Genomic DNA, 21,054 nt, shown 5'->3' with positions numbered 1-21,054 from the left:
GATCAGTGAAAGCCGTGGATGGTACTCGGCAATTGAATATGTTCTTCTTGAGCAGGGCTTGTGTGAATGTGAGCAATTCTCCAGCCCATTGGCCCTTGCACCAAGATATAAGTGAAGTTCAAGAAAAATTCTGGTTCTGTTTGCTCGGCTTCCAAGCGCACAGCTTCAGTTGAATCAAAGAAAGAAATTCCAATCCCTGTGTGTCCAATCACCTGGATCGGATCGAGCCACAAGAAATGATCTTCAAGAATTTTCTTCAACCCTTCGCGAAGCTCAGCGTGACCATTCAAGCGTTTGCCACCTGGCAGAATGCAGGTGATGGAATCTTCATCCATCCATAGATCAATCGATCCATCCAAGTCATTGCGATGCAATGATTCGCGCCAGGCTTCGATGACTTCTTCTGGCATTTGAAATAATCTGGCTTGACTTGGCATGGTATTTTTAATGATTAAGTTGATTGACAGAGTTTAGGACGTCTTTTACTTCTATGTCCACTAAACATTTCAAGTGACCGAGTGGGCAAGTTCTCTTAAAGCATGGGCTGCACTCTAGGTGTAGCCAATGAATTGAGGCTAGCTTGGAGAGTGGCGGCGTGTGCCTTGGATCGCTAGAGCCAAATATGGCCACTTGAGGGCGTCTAAATGCAGCAGCAATGTGCATCAAGCCGGAGTCATTACTGATCACAGCTGTGGCATTGCTGATAGCAGCCATGGCATCTTCAAGGCTGGTTTGACCACACCAATTGATGACTCTGTCTGGATGAGTGCTGATGTTTGCAATATCACTGCCAATCGCAAACTCTTTTTTGCTTCCAAGAATTAATACCAAAGAGTTTTGCTTTGTTTCAATGAGTTGTTTGGCTAAGTTGCCAAAATGTTCTATGGGCCATTGTTTTGCTGGGCCATATTCAGCGCCAGGACAGAGCACATAGAGCTCTTGATGCGCCTGAATCTTTTGAAGCGTTTGCTGGCTCTGGTCAATCATTGCTTGTGGCAATGATAGGTGCGGTTGTGGCACTTCGGAGGATGCCTGACCTGATAGTGCAAAGTAATGACTCGACATCGGTGGGCGATGTGAGCGAGATGGATTTTTAAACGCCTCATTGATCAAGCCCCAACGCATTTCACCTTGGTAGCCAATTCTGCGAGAAATCTTGGCAAGCCAAGGAATCAGCGCTGATTTAAAACTGTTGGGTAAAACATAGGCGTGGGTGTAAGCGCTTTGAGCCAATTGTTTGGCCAGAGCTTTGCGCTCACTCCATTGCAATGCGCCATGCTGAAAATCGGCGGTGATGATTTGATCAACCGCTGGTATTGCTTTCATGATGCTAGCCACCCATGGGGTCGCTAAAACATCGATCTGACTATCGGGATTATTTTTTTTGAGCTGAGATATCAGAGGTTCAGTCATCACTGCATCACCAATCCAGTTGGGTGCAATGATGAGTATCTTCACCATCTTAGTGACCGTGTGGCTTAGTACCAGGTATTAATTGGTACTCAGTGCCACAGTAGGGGCACTTGGCGTGTCCCGTTGTCAGCACATCTAGAAAGACGCGAGGGTGCATGCTCCAGGCAGGAGAGTTATTGTTGGGGCAATGAAGGGGTAAATCTTTATTGCCATCGACCTTGATAACGCTTTGCTGACTCATGATGACCTCGGTTTTTTAAACCACTGTTAGCCAGTGACGATATTTGTCGCTCTTACCAGCTACTGCATCAAAGAATATTTGCTGAATTTTTGTGGTGATCGGACCGCGTTTGCCATCACCGATGATGCGATCATCAAGTTCACGAATCGGCGTTACTTCAGCAGCTGTGCCAGTGAAGAAGGCTTCATCACAGCAATACATCTCGTCACGGGTGATGCGCTTTTCTTTAATTTCAATACCAAGATCTTTAGCAATTGTAAAAATAGCATCACGGGTGATGCCGTCCAAACATGAAGCCAAATCAGGTGTGTAGATAACGCCATCTCTAACGATGAAAACGTTCTCGCCAGAACCTTCTGATACATAGCCATCAGTGTCTAAAAGAAGGGCTTCGTCGTAACCTTGAGCAGTCACTTCTTGATTGGCAAGGATTGAGTTGATGTAGTAACCAGAAGCTTTGGCTCTCACCAAAGAAACGTTCACATGATGTCTGGTGAATGAAGATACTTTGACGCGAATACCTTTGTTCAAACCATCTTCACCTAAATAAGCACCCCATTCCCAAGCAGCAACTGCCGCGTGAATTGAATTGCTTCTTGCAGAAATGCCTAGTTTTTCAGAGCCAATCCAAACGATTGGACGAATGTAGCAAGACGCCAATTTATTTTCTTTAACAACATCAACAATTGCTTGGGCCATTTGCTCTTCGGTGTAGTTCATCTTCATCTGGAAGATTTTTGCTGAATTGAATAAGCGACGTGTGTGCTCTTTCAAACGGAAGATCGCAGGACCAGCATCGGTCTTGTAGGCTCTGATGCCTTCAAAAACACCCATGCCGTAATGAAGTGTGTGAGTTAACACGTGGATGTTTGCATCTCTCCAAGGGACCATCTTGCCGTCCATCCAAATAAAGCCATCACGATTTGCCATTGACATGGTTTGTTTCCTAAATTCTGAGAAAAATGGGTTGAAGCGCCATTGTAAAACAGCCACCGGGAGATGGCTATGACGAAGACATCTGTGCTCCCTATAATCAAAGATCCTCATAGACGACTCAATTCATAGTGACCTGGCTCTCAAACAATAAAAAACACCTGCTTGAAGGCAGTAAAACCATGTCAAAAGCTGGTTTTGCGATCTTCACTTGGGCGCTGGTGACTGGTATGGCCATGGCTGAATCAAGTTTGACCACATGGCAAGCCATTGGAATGTCACTATTGGTTTACGCTGGTTCTGCGCAATTGGCAGCTTTACCCTTGATGGCCGGGGATTTTCCTTTTTGGACCATTTTTTTAACGGCTGCCGTGGTCAATTTGAGATTTGTTATTTTCAGCGCCGGTCTGCAGCCGCTTTTTAAAGATAGAACGCTTTGGAAGCGTTCTATCTTGGGCTATCTGAACGGGGATCTGACCTTTGCACTTTTGATGTCTCGTTATCCACAATATCGAGCCGAGCCATCCCAATTACCATTTTTCTTAGGCATGTCTTTGACCAACTGGACGATATGGCAAACAGGGTCTTTGGTGGGGATATTTCTTGCTGGAGTAGTCCCAGATGCTTGGGGTCTGGGCTTTGCGGGAACATTGGCATTGATCGCTATTTTGTTACCGATGTTGGATGGTTTGTCCATGCGCTTGGCAGCCATCACAGCCTTGGTGGTGGCATTGGCTGCCAACGATCTGCCTTATAAGTTGAGCATTGTTTTGGCTGTTTTAGCAGCCATCGCGGTTGGTATTGCGTCTGATCGTCTTATCAGACAAAGGAAGAGGGTGTCATGAGCCCATTCGATAGTTGGATTGTGATCATCGGCTTGATGGTGGTGACTTTGATCACTCGAAGCTTCTTTTTGCTCATTGGTGAACGAATGGAGCTATCAGAAACAGTTCAAAATGCCCTCAGATACGCTCCAGCGGCGGCTTTGGTGGCCATCATTGCCCCTGAAATCTTTGTTACCCAGAGTTTTACTCCATCTGAAGTGACTACTCCCCAGTTTTGGGGAGGTGTGGCCTCTTTTGTGGCATTTTTAGTCACAAGAAGTATGTTTTTCACGATTATTTTGGGAATGTTGGCTTTTGCCTTGGTGGGCTTGATTGGGTCTTAAAAAACCGTCCAATTGAGCTGTAAAAAGGTAAAATCTTACTTTCTTGTCTTTTGTCGAAAATACGCTATGCCAGGCACATCAAAACTTCAATTCAATCGCCTTTCAACCTTGGCCGCCAATGGTCAGCTAAAAGGTAAAAGGGTCTTCATCAGAGCCGATTTGAACGTTCCACAAGATGAGGCTGGCAATATCACCGAAGACACTCGCATCAGGGCATCGATTCCTGCCATCAAATTGGCTTTAGATGCAGGTGCAGCTGTGATGGTGACGTCTCACTTAGGTCGCCCAACTGAAGGCGAGTTCAAGCCTGAAGATACTTTGGCACCGGTTGCCGACAGAATTGCAGAACTCATGGAGCGCAAAGTTCCATTGATCAGTCACTGGGTTGAAGGTGGTTTTGAAATTGAACCAGGTGACTTGGTACTTTTAGAAAATTGCCGTCTCAACAAAGGTGAGAAGAAAAACAATGATGAGTTGGCTCAAAAAATGGCCAGCTTGTGTGATGTTTACGTCAATGATGCATTTGGTACAGCGCACCGCGCTGAAGCTACCACTCATGGCATGGCTAAATTTGCACCTGTTGCATGCGCAGGTCCTTTGATGGCTGCTGAGCTGGATGCTTTGGGTAAAGCATTGACTGATCCAAAGCGCCCATTGGTGGCGATTGTTGCTGGATCAAAAGTTTCAACAAAATTAACGATTCTTAAATCGTTGGCAGAGAAGGTTGATCAATTGATCGTGGGTGGCGGCATTGCTAACACTTTCATGTTGGCAGCGGGTTTGCCGATTGGCAGATCTTTGGCTGAACCTGATTTGGTGAACGAAGCAAAAGCAATCATCGATTTGATGGCCAAGCGTGGTGCGAGTGTGCCGATTCCTGTGGATGTGGTGGTTGCGAATGAGTTGTCACCATTGGCGCGTGCCAACAGAGTGGCATCAAGCGATGTTCAGCCTGATGACATGATTTTGGATGTGGGTCCAAAAACTTCAGCTGAACTGACAAGCATCATCGCTCATGCAGGAACCATTGTTTGGAACGGCCCGATCGGTGTTTTTGAAATTGATCAATTTGGCGGTGGCACGAAGATGTTGGCCGCTGCGATTGCTCACTCTCCAGCATTCTCAATTGCTGGTGGTGGTGATACTTTGGCAGCGATTGCCAAGTACGGTATTGAGAAGCAAGTTGATTACATTTCTACTGGTGGTGGCGCTTTCTTGGAATTCTTGGAAGGTAAAACTTTGCCAGCCTTTGCTATCTTGTCAGAAAGAGCGGATAAATAATGCGTGCAACAAAAATTGTTGCGACCTTGGGTCCAGCATCAAGCAGTGCAGAAGTTTTAAAAAAATTAATGGAAGCGGGCGTTGATGTTGTCCGTTTAAATTTCTCTCACGGTACTGCAGCAGACCACCAAGCAAGAGCTCAGCTTGTTAGAGAAGTTTCTAAAGCGGCTGGTCGTGAAGTTGCCATCATGGCAGATTTACAAGGCCCGAAAATCCGCGTCGGCAAATTCGAAAATAACAAAATTATTTTGAAGGCTGGCGAAAAGTTCACACTCGATGCTAATTGCACTTTAGGTGATCAAACAAAAGTAGGCCTTGATTATAAAAACTTGCCGAATGATGTGAAGGTGGGCGATAAGTTATTGCTCAACGATGGTCTGTTGGTGATTCGAGTGGAAGGTGTCGAGGGATCATGCATCCACACCATTGTCGAGTTGGGTGGTGAGCTTTCAAACAACAAGGGTATCAATCGTGCTGGTGGTGGTTTGACTGCACCTGCATTGACAGACAAAGACAAAGAAGATTTAAAAACAGCCGTAGGTTTGGGCGCCGATTACATTGCAATCAGTTTTCCAAAAAATGCTGAAGACATGAAAATTGCTCGTGGCTTAGCGGATGCTGCCAGCAAAGAGTTTGATCACAAAACAAAACTCATTGCAAAGATTGAGCGTGCTGAAGCAGTGATGCCTGGCGTATTAGAAGAAATTCTTGAGGTCAGTGACGGCATCATGGTGGCGCGTGGCGACTTGGCGGTGGAGGTTGGTAATGCGACTGTTCCGGCACTGCAAAAACGAATGATTCGTTTGGCTCGCGAAGCAAACAAGGTCGTGATCACTGCGACCCAAATGATGGAGTCAATGATTGTTAATCCAGTGCCAACCAGAGCTGAAGTGAGTGATGTGGCCAATGCTGTTCTTGATGGCACGGATGCTGTGATGCTTTCTGCCGAGACTGCATCAGGTCAATATCCAGTTGAAACGGTACTCCAAATGGCAGCCATTTGCCTTGAAGCTGAAAAAACTGAAGTGCATCATTTAGATGCTGACTTCTTTGATCAAAAGTTCACGCGCATCGATCAATCAATTGCTTTTGGTGCCTTATTCACTGCCTATCACTTAGGTGTTAAAGCGATTGCTGCATTGACGGACTCTGGTTCAACTGCTTTGTGGATGAGTCGCCATAAGATTCAAGTGCCTATCTTTGCACTGACAACAAAAATTGCTAGTCAGCGATCAATGGCACTTTATAGAAACGTGCATCCCTTGCATTTAGATACCAGCAATGACAGGGACACTGCTTTAGGGCAGGCAGAAGCAAGAATTAAAAAAATAGGCGTTGTGACTTCTGGTGACACCATTGTATTGACGGTGGGTGAGCCAATGGGTCAAGTTGGTGGAACCAACACGCTCAAGATTGTGAATGTTAAATAAATTTTAATTTAAGGAAATAGCAATGGCTCTTGTATCTTTGCGCCAATTATTGGACCACGCTGCTGAGAATACGTATGGATTACCAGCATTCAATGTGAATAACCTTGAACAGGTGCAAGCCATCATGGCCGCTGCCGATGAAGTTAATTCGCCAGTCATCATGCAAGCTTCTGCCGGTGCACGTAAATATGCTGGCGAAGCATTTTTACGCCACTTGATTGATGCTGCAGTTGAGGCGTACCCACATATTCCGGTGGTGATGCACCAAGACCATGGTCAAAGCCCAGCCGTTTGTATGGCAGCGATTCGTTCAGGTTTCACATCTGTGATGATGGATGGTTCTTTGATGGCTGATGGTAAGTCAGTTGCTTCCTATGAATACAACGTCGCTGTGTCACAAGAGGTGGTGAAGTTTGCCCATTCGATCGGTGTGACGGTTGAAGCTGAGTTAGGAGTTTTGGGTTCTTTGGAAACCATGATGGGTGATAAAGAAGATGGTCACGGTGCTGAAGGTGCGATGACTCGTGAGCAGTTATTGACCGATGTTGAGCAAGCGGCTGATTTTGTGAAGCAAACACAATGTGATGCCTTGGCGATTGCGATTGGCACAAGCCACGGAGCTTATAAATTCACCAAAAAACCTACAGGTGACATTTTGGCGATTGACCGCATCAAAGAAATCAATCAGCGCATTCCAAATACTCATCTTGTGATGCACGGTTCATCCAGTGTGCCTCAAGAGTTGCTCGCGATCATTCGTGAGTTTGGTGGCGACATGAAGGAGACCTACGGTGTGCCTGTTGAAGAGATTCAGCAAGGTATCAAGCACGGTGTTAGAAAAATCAATATTGATACAGATATCCGTTTGGCCATGACTGCTGCAATTCGCAAATATTTATTTGAGAACCCAAGCAAGTTTGACCCACGAGATTATTTGAAACCAGCACGTGAAGCTGCCAAAGAAATTTGTAAGGCACGCTTTTTAGCATTTGGTTGTGAAGGCCAGGCTGGCAAGATCAAATCAATTCCTTTGGAACAAATGGCTGAGCGTTACAAAAGCGGTCAATTGGCTCAATTAGTTAAATAAGGCATTCATGCAAGCTCTTTACGAATCTTCAATCAAGTCATTGCCATTAATCTCAAAGGGCAAGGTAAGAGATATTTATGCCATTGGTGATGATCAACTGTTAATGGTCACCACTGATCGCTTGTCAGCATTTGATGTTGTCATGGGTGAGCCTATTCCAGGTAAAGGCATTGTGCTTAATGAGATGGCTAATTTTTGGTTTGGTAAATTAAGCCATGTGATTCCAAATCATTTGACAGGCATCGACCCATGTTCAGTTGTGGCAGCCGATGAAGTGAATCAGGTCAAAGGTAGAGCCATCGTCACAAAGCGTTTGAAACCGATCATGGTTGAAGCGGTGGTGCGTGGTTATTTATCTGGCAGTGGCTGGAAAGACTATCAAGAAACCGGTTCAATCTGTGGCATCCAGTTGCCTGCGGGTCTGAAAAATGCACAACAGTTGCCTGAGCCAATTTTTACGCCAGCAGCAAAAGCGGATGTTGGTGAGCATGATGAAAACATTTCTTATGCTGAGGTTGAGAAACGCATTGGCCAAGAGTTGGCAGCGAAAATCAAAGAAGTCAGCATTCGCTTGTACAAAGAAGCTTCAGTCTATGCGGCTAGCAAAGGCATCATCATTGCTGATACGAAATTTGAATTTGGCTTGGATGAAAATAATTCATTGGTGTTGATGGATGAAGTTTTAACGGCTGACTCGTCTCGTTTTTGGCCAGCGGCTTCATACCAAGTGGGATCTAACCCACCATCATTTGATAAGCAGTTTGTGCGTGACTGGTTGGAGTCTGCAAGAATCAATGGTCAGCCATGGAACAAGTCTGCGCCTGCACCAAAGTTGCCTGAAGATGTGATTGAAAAAACCGCTGCTAAATACCGTGAAGCTTTAGAAACACTGACTGCTTAATTGCTAGCTAAAAGCAAAAAGGAAAAAAGATGAGTCAAACACCAATTGTTGGAATCTTGATGGGTTCAAATTCTGATTGGGACACCATGCAGAACGCAGCTCAAACGCTCACTGATTTTGGCGTTGCATTTGAAGCCAAAGTGGTTTCTGCGCATCGCATGCCTGATGATATGTTTGCTTATGCCGAAACAGCTGCAAAGCGCGGCATCAAGGCAATCATCGCTGGCGCTGGTGGTGCTGCACATTTACCAGGTATGTTGGCTGCTAAAACAATTGTTCCAGTTTTTGGAGTGCCAGTTGCTTCAAAGCATTTGAGTGGCGAAGATTCACTTTTATCAATTGTGCAAATGCCTAAAGGTATTCCTGTAGCAACCTTTGCGATTGGTGATGCAGGTGCAGCCAATGCTGCTTTGCATGTGATTGCTAATCTTGCAGTCAACGATTCTGCCTTGGCTAAAAAGTTAGAGGTATTCCGAGCTGCTCAAACTGAAAAAGCAAGAGCCATGAACTTACCAGGACATTCTTGATTTATGGCTGATCGTCAAAACCCCATTTTGCCGGGTTCTTACTTAGGAATTCTTGGTGGTGGTCAATTGGGTCGCATGTTCACTCATGCTGCACAAGCGATGGGCTACAAAGTGTGTGTTTTAGATCCTGATGCACACAGCCCTGCTGGAGTGGTTGCAGATAAACATATTCAAGCAAGCTACACCGACAGTGCAGCACTAAAAGAAATGGCAGCTATCTGCAAGGCAGCCAGCACGGAATTTGAGAACGTTCCTGCTAAGGCTCTTGATGAGCTTGAATCTTTAGGCGTATTTGTTGCTCCAAGAAGCACGGGCGTTTCTATTGCGCAAGATCGGGTTGCTGAAAAGAAATTTTTGGCGACTTGGCAAAAAGAAGCGGGCATTGGCCCTGCACCTTATCAAGTCATTGAAAAGCAAAGCGATACTGAAACAGTTTCTGCGGATCTCTTCCCTGGTATTTTAAAAACTGCTCGCATGGGCTATGACGGTAAAGGTCAAGTGACAGTTCATGATCGTGATGAACTGGTGAAAGCTTGGAATGGTTTTGGCGAAGTGGTGTGTGTTTTAGAAAAACGCATGGACTTGGCATTTGAAGTATCAGCATTGGTGGTGCGCGGTCATGATGATGAAGTTGTTGCTTATCCCATTGCACAAAATATTCATAAGAATGGCATTTTGCACACAACAACAGTGCCGGCACCGTCTATCAATCCAGCGCAAGAAACAAAAATTGTCGACGCTGCTAAAGAAATTATTCGTCGTTTAGATTACGTCGGTGTTTTATGTGTTGAGTTCTTTGTTCTTAAAAGTGGCGAAGTGGTTGCGAATGAAATCGCTCCGCGCCCTCATAACTCTGGGCATTACACGCAAAACGCCTGTTTAACGAGTCAGTTTGAACAACAGGTCAGAGCCATGGCTCGTTTGCCACTGGGTAGCACTGAATTGATTGGCCCAAGCATCATGCTCAATATTTTGGGTGATGAGTGGTTGGTCTCTGGAAAGCAAGAAGAGCCTTCATGGGAAAAGATTCTGAATACTCCTTCTGCAAAGCTACATCTTTACGGTAAGGCTGAGCCTCGCGTGGGCCGCAAAATGGGGCACATTAATTTTGTAGGCAAAACCTCAGCTGCTGTTGAGTTGGTTTGCGAAGAGGCCATACGAGTTCTAAAAATTGCACGCTGATCATGCCTGATTCAATCAAAAGAGCGGTAGACGTTCTGAGGGCTGGTGGTTTAGTAGCGATGCCCACTGAAACAGTTTATGGGTTGGCAGCGGATGCCAATAATGTTTCAGCCATCAATAAAATATTTTCGAGTAAGGGTCGTCCTTCAGGTCACCCTTTGATTGTGCATATTGCACAGCCTCATCTAAGTTTGAGTAATGATCAAGAGGTCGCGTCCAATGCTTGGCGCGAAATCCTCAGCCAATGGTCACGTGATGTTTCTCCAGAAGCATTGATCTTGGCCCATGCGTTCTGGCCAGGTCCTTTGACCATGATTCTGCCAAAAGCCAAAAATGTTTTATTGGAAGTCACAGGCGGACAAGAAACCGTTGGTGTTCGTTGTCCCAAGCATCCTGTGGCACAACATTTATTAAAAGAGTTTGGTGGCGGCTTGGCCGCACCCTCTGCCAATCGTTTTGGCAGAATTTCTCCAACCACCGCAGAGCATGTTCGCGAAGAGTTTCCAGGTGATGAAGTATTGGTGCTTGATGGCGGTCCCTGTGATGTCGGTATCGAATCAACCATTGTTGATTTGACTCGCCTTGATACTCATGGCGCTATTATTTTGAGACCAGGGGCGATCACTCAAACAATGATTGATCAAGTGCTTGGTAAAAATGAAGTGACTGATGGTGTCACAGCAAAGACTGGATCTGCACCAAGGGTGTCTGGAAGTTTGAGCGCGCACTACGCACCGAAGACGAAATTGGTTTTATATGATGCCAAAGACACTCAGTCAGTATTGGCTATATTGGCTAAGGTGAATAACTCTGATTTAAAGAATATTGCTTGGGTGCATTTCTCAAAAGATTTGCTTGCTAATGAGCTTGGTTTAAAGAATGTGGCAAAGGAAGTGCTCTTGCCTCTTGAATCAAAAGCTGTGGCCAGGGAGCTCTATGCTTTGCTAAGACAGTTGGATGCGCTGAAAGTCGATTGCATCTTCTTTGAACAGTTACCCGATGGTCTTGAGTGGGATGCTATCAGAGACCGCTTAGGTCGCGCCTCAGTGGGCTCTGGCGTGTAATTGCTGCGGGCCATCATCAAGAAGCCAAGTCATTAATGCATCATGAATCCCTCGCCCAGAGCGAGCGTTCTGATGATTGATGAATGATGAAATCGCATAGACCTGACCGCTTTTACTCACGACATAGCCTGAAATACTTCTTACATCAGCCAAAGAGCCAGTTTTAATATAAGCGCCATATTTTTTGATGGGCTTTGGAAATTGGGAGAGATTCTTTTCAAAAGCTTGTGCCTCTCCTTTTTTGGGGATGTATTTGCGAAGCTTATCCATCAGGCGATGTTTCATGGTTCCATCCACGCCTGCGATTGGTAGTGATTCTGTGAAGTAATCTCTTGTAGAAGAATTCAAACCAAGCAGCAGTACTTGATTAAGATGTTTGGAACTGATTCTCTCGATTCTAGATAAACCGGAGCCGTTCTCAATGACAAGCTCAGGCATGTCTAATTGGTATTTCTTGAGCCACGACTTAACCACCATATTGCCGTTGTTGGTATTGCCTGGGGCACCATTCTGTTCTATGGCAAGAGTCAATAAAACTTGCTTGGCCATCACATTATTTGAAAGCTTGTTGATATCTTTGACTGATTCATACAAGGGGATGCCAAAGTGCGTGACGATTGGCCGAAAAGATTCAGACAGTTGGCCGCTTTTAATAGTGGGTTTTTTGCCCCAAGTACCACCTAGGTCTTCCCATGCAGCAATCAAGCTTTGCGATAAAAAATGATCGCTGTCAGAGGCAACAATATTCCAATTAGCAGTAGAGCAAGCGCTGGGGTAGTCGCCGCTGAAGCTGGCAACCCAAGCCGAACTCTTTTCTGTTTTCAGAGTCATCGTGATGTTATCTCGCCAATTTGTACAAGGGCCATCCACGACTGTCAAATTATTATCAATTGATAAATTTGCCATGCGGGGTGTTTGCTTGATGACAACCAAACGATTTTCTAGATTTGGAAAAAACTGAAAGCTGAAACTATTGAACGCAAATAACAAAGCATCTGGTGCAACGTTATAGGCACGTAGTGGTTCACCATCCGAAAATGAAGATTCTTTGACTGATTTGTCATACGCACTTCTATCAAAAATCAAATCCCCATGAATATTTTTAACGCCACTTGCTTTTAGGTTGGCTAAAAGTTTATTGATTTCTTCAGGAATTAACTTTGGATCGCCACTTCCTCTGATGAGCAAGTCACCGCGAAGGGTTCCTTTTGAGATCTGACCATTGGTAAACAAATCAGTTTTCCATCGGTACTGTGGACCTAACATTTCCATGGCAGCCAAGCTTGTGACAAGCTTCATCGTGGATGCTGGATTCATGCCCAAAGTCTCTTGCCAATGAATCACATCGTGAGAATTAAAGGTAGCATGGTCTTGTTGGCTGGTGATTTTATCGACCGAAATGGAAATAGCTTCTTTGGGGATGCCACTTTTTTTAATCGCTGATTCGACTGGCGCAGGTAAAAAATCTTTTGCAAATGAAACATGGCTTTGTGTGATTAAAACAAAGCTCGTCAATATCAATAAATGTCTCTTAAATGGCATGCCTGAATCATATAGCCTAATAAGCATTTATGTACATATGCTTAAGGCACTGAGGCAATCTTTTTTAATAGCTTGTTCGAGCGAGTCAGGGCAATGCACAGGTCATAAAAAAGAGGGCGGTGAGGCTGAGGTATTTTTGCCTGGAATTGCTCGCAAAGTTTGACCAGTCTTGCGTCATTGCTGAGCTTGGCGCCACCCAGCAATTTATGCGCCATGCTTTTTAATTCAACTTCGCTTACTACCCATTGCTGCTGGCCAAGACACTGCAGTAAAAGATCCAGGGATTTTTCTTGGTAGATCAGAATTTCACTGGCAATGATTTTCATCATGGACTGTTGTGAGTCGGCAGAATCCTTGAAAGTCATCAAATATGTTTTTTCAAGCGCTAACTCTTGTTGCCAATCCCGCATGGATGCTGGCTTGATTAAAACAAAATCAAACACATTGTTAGGGTTCAATAATCTGTGGGCTCCATCGGTGTGAGCCGTTAGACCAAAAATCTTGATCTTGGAGCTATAGTGCTGGTGAGCTTCAATGGCCAATTGATCGCCATTGATGATGGGCATGGTCAAGTCTGTGACCAAAATATCAAAAGAAGACTCAAGAATTGTCTTCAAAGCTTCTTGGCCGCAGGAGCTTGAGTGAACGCAATAGCCCATTTCTTTGAATTGAGCTTCTGTGATGAGCCTGCTTGGCGCATGATCATCAACAATCATCACGCTTTCATGATGGGTGATCAGAGGTGCGACCCTTTCCTCGGGAATGCTGATTTTTGTGTATTTAGGTTGTTTGATAGATCTTTTGAACGAGAGTGTGAAGCTCACTGATGTGCCAAAGCCCTCTTCAGAGTCAATGTCTAGTCTGCCACCCATCATCGCAATGAGTTGTTTGGCAATCGTCAATCCAAGGCCAGTGCTCGATTGTGTTGGCTCGGTATCAAAATGCTCATATTGTTCATAAGGTTTGAAAATTCTTGAGATATGAGCTTGCGGAATTCCTTTGCCATTATCTGAAACCTCAAAATAGATGCTTTGAGCATAGTGATCGTTGGCGATCGTGCGCGTTGTTATGTGTACTTTTCTGTCAGCGCTGAACTTGATCGCATTGCTGATCAAGTTATGGAGTATCTGTCCCAATCTTGTGCCGTCAGCCATCAAGCTCTCTGCCATTTCAGGGCAAACGTGGCAGCTGACAGTGGTGTTATTTTTGTGAGCAAGTGCGCTGAATGTTCTACTGATATTTTTGATCAGATTTCCTAGATTGCAGGCTTCTACTCTTAGTTCCATCTTCCCGGCATCAATTTTTGATAAATCCAATAACTGATTTAATACCTCGAGCATCGATTCGGCTGAAGCATGGGCACTTTCTAAGATGGTTTTTTCTGAAATGTCTAAATGGTTGTTGCGCAGCAGCTTTTCTTGGATGCCCAGGATGGCACTGATCGGTGTTCTGATTTCATGGCTGATGGTTGAAATAGCCTGATTCTTTGTTTCTTGAAATGCGTTTAAATGGCGTTGATTCTTTTGCGCAAGATTGGCCCAATGCTTATTTCTAATCAGCAAATAAATACTGAATAAGCAGGTGCCTAGTAATGCAAAGAGAGTAAATTGATATTTGTCAGGCATCAACGATTCGATTGGTTCTGCAAAATGAAATTAGTTCTGCAATATTGCTCACGCCAATTTTTTTATAAACACGGTTCTTGTACGTGGATACTGTTTTAGTGCTGATGTGGAGAAATTCAGAAATTGCGCTGTTGGGGTGGCCATCTGCCAAGTATTTGAGGACTTGGAATTCTCTTGGTGAGAATGATGAAATGATTTCTTCATCACTGCTGAATATCTTTGATGAATTATTCACGTGGAAAAAGGTATAGCCCTGAGAGACCGCTAGGCATGCGGCCAGGATGATGTCTGAGCTGGCTGTCTTGTTAATAAAGCCGTGGCCACCAAGACTTCTGACCCGACTGCCATATACCTTGGCCTCGAGAGAAGACACCACTAAGATTCTGCTGTCCGGAGAAATGATTTTCAAACGACGGATCACGTCAAAGCCATCAATTTTTGGCATGTCTACATCAAGAATGATCAAGTCTGTTTCGTTTTCTCTGGCGAATTCAAGGCAGCCATCACCATCGGTGGCCTCACCAATGATTTCAAAGTGAACTTGTTGTGCCAGCATATTTTTAAGTGCCCAGAGCATCGCTGGGTGGTCGTCAACCAATAGGACTTTTTTTCTCATCTAACTCACTCCTTGTGTGACTGTTTCTTGATCAGTTGTCTTATGGCTAATTGTTGTTTGGCGCTTCGACCCATTTTTAGTACTTGGTGAAGTGTCATTGCGGGCATGATGTGTTTTCCGTAGTAACAATCAATGGCATGTTTTTCAGCCACCGATTTTTCGTGCATGAGTTTGATAGGTCCTGTGACAGAGACCGAGTCATTGGCTTCAATGAGCGCTTTCAGGGCCATCAATTTCTTTTCGCATTGACTGCCTGGAATGGCCTGTCTGATCAAATCACCTGCTATATGAATATGCGTGAAGCGATGATTGAGCATTAATTGGCACTCTTCTTCTTGTCCCGTGAAGTTGAGTAAATGAAACAAAATGCCCAGGCGTTGTAATTGAAGCAAGGCCTCTTCTAATTGATTTGTTTGTTTTGTTTGAGCTAAATCACTGATGCCGACATAAATTAATCCAACCGGTAAGTGACACTTCAGCAACAGTTCTTGGAAGTCGTTCATCAAATTTGTATCAAGCAACCAATCTACTTTCATCGCAAGCATGATGGCGTGAGGTTTGGTGAAGCTGTGCCAATAATCGGCCGCACGAATACCTTCCTTGATCAGAGCGATTACCGTCTCTTTGGTGGCGTGCTCTAAGGATGTCAGCATGACAAATTCAGTGACGAGGTCTTTGGTGCTCAGAGCCAGCTCAAACGATAGATCTTGAGATTTGGCCCATGCTTCTAGTTGTTGGCTTTCTGGTTGCAGCATCACCTCATACAGTTGTCCCTGATGAAGCTCTTTAACAGCCAAGCCTGGCTTTTTAGTCCAATTTTTAACCAACGAATAGAGCCGAGACTTAGGTTTCATAATTAAATCCAATAAAATCAATAGCTTGGTGATTTTTTATCGCCAATATTTAAAGTGCTCTAGAGAAAAGCTTGTTTGTGAATGCCCAGGGGATCCGTTCTTTGAACGGAAAATATGGTGATGACCCTTGAAAAGCTGGGGTACCATCCCTATAATTAGCACTCAACCAGTTAGAGTGCTAACAACCTGTTTTAGGTTAATAACACTGCTTCTGGAAATTATAATTAATTATTTTTACTAACTGTTAAGTAAACACTTACTAACTTTTTAAAGGAGTCAAAATGAATTTACGCCCTTTACATGATCGCGTGATCATCAAGCGTTTAGATAACGAAACAAAAACAGCTTCAGGTTTAGTGATTCCTGAAACTGCAGCTGAAAAGCCAGATCAAGGTGAAATCCTTGCTGTTGGCACAGGTAAAAAAGATGAGTCAGGCAAGGTTATTCCACTTGATGTGAAAGTGGGCGACCGTGTTTTGTTTGGCAAGTATGCTGGTCAGACAGTAAAAGTTGATGGCGATGAGCTTCTAGTTATGCGCGAAGAAGACATCATGGCAGTGGTTCAGAAGTAATTAAATAAGAGACATCGAAAGGAATTCAAATGGCAGCAAAAGATGTATTTTTCAGTGACAGCGCGCGTACGCGCATGGTCGAAGGCGTTAACATTTTGGCTAACGCAGTTAAAGTAACTTTAGGACCTAAAGGTCGTAACGTGGTTCTAGAGCGTTCATTTGGTGGCCCATTAGTGACTAAAGACGGTGTGTCAGTTGCTAAAGAGATTGAGCTTAAGGACAAGCTACAAAACATGGGCGCACAGATGGTTAAGGAAGTTGCATCGAAGACAGCTGACAACGCTGGTGACGGTACAACAACTGCAACAGTATTGGCTCAGTCAATTGTTCGTGAAGGCATGAAGTATGTAGTTGCTGGTCACAACCCAATGGATTTGAAGCGCGGTATTGATAAGGCAGTGACTGCAGCAATCGCAGAAATCACAAAAATCAGCAAGCCATGCACAACAACAAAAGAAATCGCTCAAGTTGGTTCTATTTCAGCAAACAGCGATTACAGCATTGGTGAGCGCATCGCTGAAGCCATGGAAAAAGTGGGTAAAGAAGGTGTTATCACTGTTGAAGATGGCAAATCATTGGCAGATGAATTAGATGTTGTAGAAGGTATGCAGTTTGACCGCGGTTACCTTTCACCATATTTCATCAGCAACCCAGAAAAGCAAGTTGCTATTCTAGAAAACCCATTCATCTTGTTGTTTGACAAGAAGATCAGCAACATTCGTGACTTGTTGCCAGTATTGGAGCAAGTAGCTAAAGCTGGTCGTCCATTGTTGATCATCGCTGAAGATATCGAAGGCGAAGCATTGGCAACATTGGTAGTTAACAACATTCGTGGCATCTTGAAGACTTGTGCTGTTAAAGCTCCAGGTTTCGGTGACCGTCGTAAAGCAATGCTTGAAGACATCGCTATTTTGACTGGTGGTCAAGTGATTGCTGAAGAAGTTGGTTTGACACTAGAGAAAGTAACACTACAAGACTTGGGTCAAGCTAAGCGTGTTGAAATCGGTAAAGAAAACACAACCATCATTGATGGCGCAGGCGAAGCTAAGAACATTGAAACTCGCGTTAAGCAAATTCGTGCACAAATCGAAGAAGCTACAAGCGACTACGATCGTGAAAAGCTACAAGAGCGTGTTGCTAAGTTGGCAGGCGGTGTTGCAGTTCTACGTGTTGGCGCAGCCACAGAAGTGGAAATGAAAGAGAAGAAGGCTCGTGTTGACGACGCATTGCACGCTACACGTGCTGCTGTTGAAGAAGGTATTGTTCCTGGCGGCGGCGTTGCCTTGGTACGTGCTAAACAAGCCATCATGACTTTGAAGGGCGATAACGCAGACCAAAATGCTGGTATCAGCATTGTGTTGCGCGCCATGGAAGAGCCACTTCGTATCATCGTTTCAAACGCTGGTGACGAGGCAAGTGTTGTTGTGAATAACGTAGCTGCTGGTAAAGGCAACTATGGTTACAACGCAGCATCTGGTGAGTATGGTGACATGGTTGAGATGGGTGTTATCGATCCAGCTAAGGTAACTAAGACAGCTTTAGTGAACGCAGCATCTGTTGCTGGTTTGTTGTTGACAACAGACTGCGCAGTAGTTGATTCACCAAAGGATGACGCTCCAGCAATGCCTGATATGGGCGGCGGTATGGGTGGCATGGGTGGTATGGGCGGCATGATGTAATTGAGTCCATACTCAAATAAAAAAGGCGCTTCGGCGCCTTTTTTATTGTCTGCAATTCAGTTCAGTTCAATTAAGAGACTCACTGTGACGGTGTTTGTGACCTCTTGTAGCTAAAGCCTTCTTCTGACTTTTAACCACTTGGGTGGCTTTTTTCTGGCCATATGCCTTTGGTGGAACACCTGCCATCAATAATGCTTGGCGTTTGATTTGAGCAAGAGATAAACGTTTTTTGATATTCATGGATGAACTATACGGTAATCAATGCGGGGTAATCAAATTCAGGTTTGGTGTAGATGATTGATGTGGGCAACAAAAAACCGCCCGAAGGCGGTTCTTTGCGAAGCGATTGAGGATTACTCAACAGCTTTGACCATGTCTTCAATAACTTTCTTCGCATCACCGAAGACCATCATTGTTTTGTCCATGTAGAACAACTCGTTATCTAAACCAGCATAACCTGAAGCCATTGAAATCAAGGCTCTAAGACTTATAAGCACCTGTAAATTTATTAACTTGTCGCTAACCCTTGGTTAATAGAAATTTTATTCTATAGCCTCTTTTGAGACAAAACAAGAAGGACAAGAAGGACAGCGGAAGGACAAGATTCAATGGGGGGGGTGGTGGATTTTTCAAATCAAAATATAGTGGCAACACCGAATCTTCATAAAAAAGTAATTACTAAACTGATGTATCTAAAGTTGAGCTAAACTCCTAGTTAGCTATTGGGCTAATATAATGGCCCTTAATAATCATAGGGTTGTAGGATAAAGGTATTATGAGAGCGATTAATAAATTCTATTTAAAACCAATAACAGCAGTTTGTATTGGGTTATTAGCGAGTTCTGTTAATGCTCAGGTTACTCAAACATTGGTTGGTGATTACATAAAGATTGGTACGAGTAGCTACGGAACTATTGGTTCAGTTGGTAATACAAGCCCAGGTATTCTTTATGATAATACTGGTACTGGAACTTTTAACACCTCATATGACTATCTGACTCCAGGAACTCCATTTGAGGGTTTCACGGTCCAAGGTGCTTGGGCTAGTGGTAATTTTTCCGCAGCAAATAACAATACTGGTACAGCCAATAATGTTGGTACTTTAGCGGATAATTCGTCAGCTGGTTATGTAGGTGTTAATTGGACAGGTTCTTATTCTTCGGGGGCAACTAAGTTATATGACATCGTAAATAGCGTTGGATTTAATACGAATGCAAAGCAAGTCTCAATAACTACAACAATTACCGCCGCACAAAACTTAACAGGAGTTAAGTTTGCAAGATACACTGACCCTGACGCAAGAGCAGCAGCGGGTGATTCTTCATCAACAAGAAATATTAGAGGCACAACTGATGTGTCTGCTAATAATGTAGTTTATGCCGAAGCTTTGGCAAGTCTATATGTGATTGGTTTGTATTCATCAGCAAGTTCTGGTGTAAATACTGGTGTTAGTAGTGGGTGGAGTACTAATGCTGCAACTTATGTTAATGGACAAGCTGATGGTGATGGGGATTACACCATTGGTATTGGCTTTGATGTGGGAGATATGACTTCAGGGGAATCAGTCATTCTTCGTTATAACTACATTTTTGGTGCTGATATTAGTACGGCTATTGCGCTTGCAGTTTCTTCGGGTGGAAATAGTGCTACTTTTATTAGTTCAGCTCGCTCCAGGGGCTTCAATAAGTTAGCAGACTACTTTGAATCAAATAGTTCAGCATTTACGACTTTAGTTAATGCATTAAATGCTCTTGAGGGCTCATCTTTAGATATTGCTTTGAGGAAGTTAAATCCTAGTACTCAAACAGCTGCTATGACCTCAGTCACATCAGCATCAAATGTTGCCTCAAGCATTATGTTTGAAAAAGCTGGAACATTTATCGGTGACTTTACCTCTAATCGTTCTTTGACAGCAAAATATTCTGGAATATCTTATGTTGGAGATTATTTGCCATCAAGCAATATGTCGCTTCAACAGCTAGCTGAAAATCTAAGTATTAATCCAATTGACTTTCGTCAAAAAGCTCAATTAGGTCAATTGGGTTTTTATAAGGTTGCAAGTACGCAGAACTATAAAAAGTTTTCGGCAGGACAATTTGGTGGTTGGTTACAGGGTTTTTATGATGTTGGATTTGGAGATACTGTTGGAGGTAGCACTGGATTTATAAATCGCACACATGGAATAGTTGGTGCAATTGAGTATGGCGTTGATGAAAATCATCTACTTGGTTTGATGATTTCGCCGTCAAAATCTAAGAGTGACATGCGGGAAAGCGCGGGTAATATTGATTCAACAGCAACTCAATATGCAATTTATGGTCAAAAAATAATAGACACAATCAAGTTAAGTAGTTCCTTGGGTTATGGTAAATCGAAATATAGTGGAAACAGAAATATTCAAGTTGATGCTATCAATGAAGTTGCACGCTCAAACTATGCCGGTAATTTGTATTCTGTCAATTTTGCCGCCAGCCAATTACATGGTTTTGAGCTATTTGATTTAGAGCCTTTCGTACAGGTTACATACTCAATAAATAAAACGGATTCATATACTGAAACTGGTGCTGGTATTTACAACTTAAGTGTTCAGAAAGCTAAATCAGAGATTGGTAGTTTGACTCTGGGAGCTACAGTAAGCTTTGATACAAACTTAGTAGGTTGCCATCTACATTAAAGATTAAACCAGCTATTAAGACTCAAAAACAATTTGTTACCCCGGAGTCAGCAGTTTCATTTAGTGGTGGAGTTGGAAGTGCTGTATATGATTCAAGAAGAATTGAATCATTTAATTTGTCTTTAGGGCTTGAGAATGCTTTAAATATTGATAATTTATCCCGTTTAAGGGTTGGGTTAAGTCATCAAAATGGTAAAGATTATCGTTCGTACCAAGGCTTTGTACAGTATGAGAAATTGTTCTAGAGTGATTCCAAAAATATAAA

At 43.7% G+C, this 21,054-nt stretch carries 22 protein-coding genes and 1 pseudogene; 13 read left to right on the top strand and 10 right to left on the bottom strand.

What is annotated here, in order from left to right; all coding sequences use genetic code 11:
* Positions 1-2 precede the first annotated feature (2 nt).
* From GQ367_RS07425 to GQ367_RS07410, 4 genes are read right to left on the bottom strand one after another with little or no spacing between them, the layout of a single operon-like run.
* Entirely contained in the window at positions 3-437 is a 435-nt protein-coding gene (locus tag GQ367_RS07425; protein ID WP_215290341.1) for a nuclear transport factor 2 family protein, read from the bottom strand.
* A 7-nt stretch (positions 438-444) separates the two neighbouring features.
* Entirely contained in the window at positions 445-1,461 is a 1,017-nt protein-coding gene (waaF, locus tag GQ367_RS07420) for a lipopolysaccharide heptosyltransferase II (RefSeq protein ID WP_215290340.1), read from the bottom strand.
* Between the two features lies 1 nt (position 1,462).
* On the bottom strand, positions 1,463-1,654 hold the full coding sequence (locus GQ367_RS07415; RefSeq protein WP_215290339.1) for a zinc-finger domain-containing protein: 192 nt from the start codon (positions 1,652-1,654) through the stop codon (positions 1,463-1,465).
* 15 nt (positions 1,655-1,669) lie between these two features.
* On the bottom strand, positions 1,670-2,590 hold the full coding sequence (locus GQ367_RS07410) for a branched-chain amino acid transaminase (protein WP_215290338.1): 921 nt from the start codon (positions 2,588-2,590) through the stop codon (positions 1,670-1,672).
* Between the two features lie 179 nt (positions 2,591-2,769).
* Here GQ367_RS07410 and GQ367_RS07405 point away from each other — a divergent pair, with 179 nt between their 5' ends.
* From GQ367_RS07405 to GQ367_RS07365, 9 genes are all read left to right on the top strand, one after another.
* Positions 2,770-3,432 (top strand): AzlC family ABC transporter permease, encoded by a 663-nt coding sequence (locus tag GQ367_RS07405; RefSeq protein WP_215290337.1) that lies wholly within the window; start codon positions 2,770-2,772, stop codon positions 3,430-3,432.
* A complete protein-coding gene (locus GQ367_RS07400) occupies positions 3,429-3,755 on the top strand; it encodes an AzlD domain-containing protein (protein WP_215290336.1) in 327 nt (108 codons plus the stop codon). Before GQ367_RS07405 ends, GQ367_RS07400 begins: the two co-directional genes overlap by 4 nt.
* A 66-nt stretch (positions 3,756-3,821) precedes the next feature.
* Complete coding sequence (locus tag GQ367_RS07395) at positions 3,822-5,036, top strand: phosphoglycerate kinase (RefSeq protein WP_215290335.1); 1,215 nt, start codon at positions 3,822-3,824, stop codon at positions 5,034-5,036.
* Positions 5,033-6,466, top strand: coding sequence for a pyruvate kinase (gene pyk, locus GQ367_RS07390; RefSeq protein ID WP_215291923.1), 1,434 nt, complete (start codon positions 5,033-5,035; stop codon positions 6,464-6,466). Before GQ367_RS07395 ends, pyk begins: the two co-directional genes overlap by 4 nt.
* A 22-nt stretch (positions 6,467-6,488) precedes the next feature.
* Positions 6,489-7,553, top strand: coding sequence for a class II fructose-bisphosphate aldolase (fba, locus tag GQ367_RS07385; RefSeq protein WP_215290334.1), 1,065 nt, complete (start codon positions 6,489-6,491; stop codon positions 7,551-7,553).
* A gap of 7 nt (positions 7,554-7,560) precedes the next feature.
* Positions 7,561-8,454 carry a phosphoribosylaminoimidazolesuccinocarboxamide synthase gene (locus GQ367_RS07380; protein WP_215290333.1) on the top strand — a complete coding sequence of 298 codons (894 nt, stop codon included), beginning with the start codon at positions 7,561-7,563 and terminating at the stop codon, positions 8,452-8,454.
* Positions 8,455-8,483: 29 nt separating this feature from the next.
* Positions 8,484-8,981, top strand: a complete 498-nt coding sequence (gene purE / locus GQ367_RS07375; RefSeq protein ID WP_215290332.1) for a 5-(carboxyamino)imidazole ribonucleotide mutase — start codon at positions 8,484-8,486, stop codon at positions 8,979-8,981.
* A gap of 3 nt (positions 8,982-8,984) precedes the next feature.
* A complete protein-coding gene (locus GQ367_RS07370) occupies positions 8,985-10,163 on the top strand; it encodes a 5-(carboxyamino)imidazole ribonucleotide synthase (protein ID WP_215290331.1) in 1,179 nt (392 codons plus the stop codon).
* A gap of 2 nt (positions 10,164-10,165) precedes the next feature.
* Entirely contained in the window at positions 10,166-11,227 is a 1,062-nt protein-coding gene (locus tag GQ367_RS07365) for an L-threonylcarbamoyladenylate synthase (protein ID WP_215290330.1), read from the top strand.
* Here the strand turns inward: GQ367_RS07365 and dacB are convergent.
* The 4 genes from dacB to GQ367_RS07345 are packed head-to-tail and all read right to left on the bottom strand — an operon-like array spanning position 11,207 to position 15,864.
* Positions 11,207-12,769, bottom strand: a complete 1,563-nt coding sequence (gene dacB, locus GQ367_RS07360) for a D-alanyl-D-alanine carboxypeptidase/D-alanyl-D-alanine-endopeptidase (protein ID WP_215290329.1) — start codon at positions 12,767-12,769, stop codon at positions 11,207-11,209. The genes GQ367_RS07365 and dacB overlap by 21 nt on opposite strands.
* A 41-nt stretch (positions 12,770-12,810) precedes the next feature.
* A complete protein-coding gene (locus tag GQ367_RS07355) occupies positions 12,811-14,394 on the bottom strand; it encodes an ATP-binding protein (RefSeq protein ID WP_215290328.1) in 1,584 nt (527 codons plus the stop codon).
* Positions 14,387-15,010 (bottom strand): response regulator transcription factor, encoded by a 624-nt coding sequence (locus GQ367_RS07350; protein ID WP_215290327.1) that lies wholly within the window; start codon positions 15,008-15,010, stop codon positions 14,387-14,389. The genes GQ367_RS07355 and GQ367_RS07350 overlap by 8 nt, the downstream gene beginning before the upstream one ends.
* Before the next feature lie 5 nt (positions 15,011-15,015).
* The gene (locus GQ367_RS07345; RefSeq protein ID WP_215290326.1) at positions 15,016-15,864 is read right to left on the bottom strand and encodes a hypothetical protein; all 849 of its coding nucleotides are present in this window, start codon (positions 15,862-15,864) and stop codon (positions 15,016-15,018) included.
* A 281-nt stretch (positions 15,865-16,145) separates the two neighbouring features.
* On the opposite strand from GQ367_RS07345, the gene groES reads away from it, so the two are divergent.
* On the top strand, positions 16,146-16,436 hold the full coding sequence (gene groES, locus GQ367_RS07340; protein ID WP_089514718.1) for a co-chaperone GroES: 291 nt from the start codon (positions 16,146-16,148) through the stop codon (positions 16,434-16,436).
* A 29-nt stretch (positions 16,437-16,465) separates the two neighbouring features.
* Complete coding sequence (gene groL / locus GQ367_RS07335) at positions 16,466-18,115, top strand: chaperonin GroEL (protein WP_215290325.1); 1,650 nt, start codon at positions 16,466-16,468, stop codon at positions 18,113-18,115.
* A gap of 66 nt (positions 18,116-18,181) precedes the next feature.
* On the opposite strand, the gene GQ367_RS07330 is transcribed toward groL, so the two are convergent.
* Positions 18,182-18,355, bottom strand: coding sequence for a hypothetical protein (locus GQ367_RS07330; protein ID WP_215290324.1), 174 nt, complete (start codon positions 18,353-18,355; stop codon positions 18,182-18,184).
* Positions 18,356-18,468: 113 nt separating this feature from the next.
* Positions 18,469-18,585: pseudogene (locus GQ367_RS07325) on the bottom strand (NAD(P)(+) transhydrogenase (Re/Si-specific) subunit beta); the annotation flags it as partial.
* Between the two features lie 305 nt (positions 18,586-18,890).
* Here GQ367_RS07325 and GQ367_RS07320 point away from each other — a divergent pair.
* A complete protein-coding gene (locus GQ367_RS07320; protein ID WP_215290323.1) occupies positions 18,891-20,789 on the top strand; it encodes an autotransporter outer membrane beta-barrel domain-containing protein in 1,899 nt (632 codons plus the stop codon).
* On the top strand, positions 20,774-21,034 hold the full coding sequence (locus GQ367_RS07315; RefSeq protein WP_215290322.1) for a hypothetical protein: 261 nt from the start codon (positions 20,774-20,776) through the stop codon (positions 21,032-21,034). The genes GQ367_RS07320 and GQ367_RS07315 overlap by 16 nt, the downstream gene beginning before the upstream one ends.
* The last annotated feature ends 20 nt before the right edge of the window (positions 21,035-21,054 follow it).

Source organism: Polynucleobacter sp. MWH-CaK5 (assembly GCF_018687615.1).
Lineage (GTDB): Bacteria > Pseudomonadota > Gammaproteobacteria > Burkholderiales > Burkholderiaceae > Polynucleobacter.
This window is presented reverse-complemented; position numbering and strand designations above follow the sequence as displayed.